The sequence below is a fragment of the Ferrithrix thermotolerans DSM 19514 genome (assembly GCF_900128965.1).
Lineage (GTDB): Bacteria > Actinomycetota > Acidimicrobiia > Acidimicrobiales > Acidimicrobiaceae > Ferrithrix > Ferrithrix thermotolerans.
In genome coordinates this window covers 1-1,640 of sequence record NZ_FQUL01000086.1, presented here as the reverse complement: position 1 = coordinate 1,640, position 1,640 = coordinate 1, and the positions used below count along the sequence as shown (strand labels likewise).

Below are 1,640 nucleotides of genomic sequence, written 5' to 3'. Positions count from 1 at the left end.
ACGACAAACCAAATATACCCCGCCTAGTATCCCACCAGCCCAAACCTTACAACACCCCTGTGGATAACACCTTCACACCCCTAGATATCCACAGGCTGGACATGAATTCGGGAAGAAATTGCGAAAGTCGGGCTAAGGTCATCACATCGCAACAATCACTTCGAGACATTGCGTCTGAAGTATCCCACTTGAGGAGTCTTGTTGAGCTCGGGATCCTCATGCAAAGAACGCCCGTTCTCAAGGTGTTAGAGTTTGAGACTGTGGGTAAGGGTGAAGGACCAGATGGATCAGAGTAAAACTGCGCGCTCACCTGAAGACAGACTAGGATGGCGACTGGTTTTGTTAGGCACCTTCATCTCTGCTATAGGCAGTGGACTAACCCTGCCTTTTTTGATCGTCTACCTTCATAGCATTCGGCACATCGCACTCTTAGCAGCTGGCGTTGTAGTCGCTACATCGGGAATAAGCGGACTCATCACTGGAGCCATCGGAGGTAGCTTAGGTGACCGGCTGGGAGTCGGACGTATACTAACCTTGGGCCTGTTTCTCTCAGGAGCTTCAACCCTGACCCTTTCAGCGGTTACAACTTTATTGGAAGCCGCAGTGGTGGTGAGCGTCTTAGGTATTGGAAACTCTCTAACTTGGCCGATGCTGAACTCTATCATCGCAACCCAACTTTCGAGCGAGAATCGTCCAAGAGCCTACGCAGTTCGTTTTGGGGCTTTGAACGCGGGCCTTGGCGTAGGCTCTGTCATCGCGGGGCTGACAGTCTCCCTGCATGACCCCCGAAGTTTTGAGTTCATCTACCTGGCTGACGGATGCACAACTTTGGTCTTCGCTTCAATAGTTGCCTTTGGCCTTCGAGGAAGGCCTGGATTTCGATCAGAGCCGGCCAATTCCGCGCAAGAGCAACGTAAAGAAGGGTACGCCGAGGTTCTTCGAGACCATCGTTTTTTAGCCTGGCTCTCATCGTATGCCCTCTTTGTATTATTTGGATATGCCATGATCGATGGTGGCTGGGCTGCGTACGCTACCGTGGTTGTACACGCAACACCCCAAGTAGTCGGATTTGGCTTTGCGGCCAATACCCTTATCATCGTAACCTCACAGTTGGGAGTGGCAAAAGTTGCAGTTAGGTACAGACGCAGCCACGTTCTAGGAGGAGTTGGGGCCGTGTGGGTCCTTTGTTGGCTCATGAGCGCCCTCGCAGATCTACCTAGGCTAGGCCGGTTGCCGATAGAGATCTTACTCGTTGCTTCTCTCGCCTTTTTTGGACTAGGTGAAACTCTGCTCAGTCCGGTATCAGGATCACTCCCTAACGATCTTGCGCCCTCAAGGCTACGGGCTCGTTACAACGCTCTAGGTTCGACGGTTTGGTCGATCGGCACCATAGTAGGGCCTCCGATCGCTGGGTTCTTGCTCGGTAGCTCACATCCGTTTTCATGGATCGTTGTAGTCACCTTGGGTTCTTTAGCATCGGGATCGATGGGTCTTTATCTCAAAAGGATACTTCCGCCGGAGTTAGATAGACCCGGTGCTTACTCTCCCTAGGTCCCAGTATCAGTGTGTACGCAGATTGAACAATAAGTTAATGAGGGCGAGAAGGCTGAGATGTTGAGATGGCTACGTACGATGAAACC

At 51.8% G+C, this 1,640-nt stretch carries 2 protein-coding genes; both read left to right on the top strand.

All coding sequences use genetic code 11. The features are described from left to right. Positions 1 to 296 (top strand): hypothetical protein (locus BUA24_RS12865; protein ID WP_218587484.1); only part of this gene is annotated, 296 nt, incomplete at its 5' end. Then, the gene (locus BUA24_RS11695) at positions 283 to 1,551 is read left to right on the top strand and encodes an MFS transporter (protein ID WP_143146558.1); all 1,269 of its coding nucleotides are present in this window, start codon (positions 283 to 285) and stop codon (positions 1,549 to 1,551) included. The genes BUA24_RS12865 and BUA24_RS11695, both read left to right, overlap by 14 nt. Positions 1,552 to 1,640 lie beyond the last annotated feature (89 nt).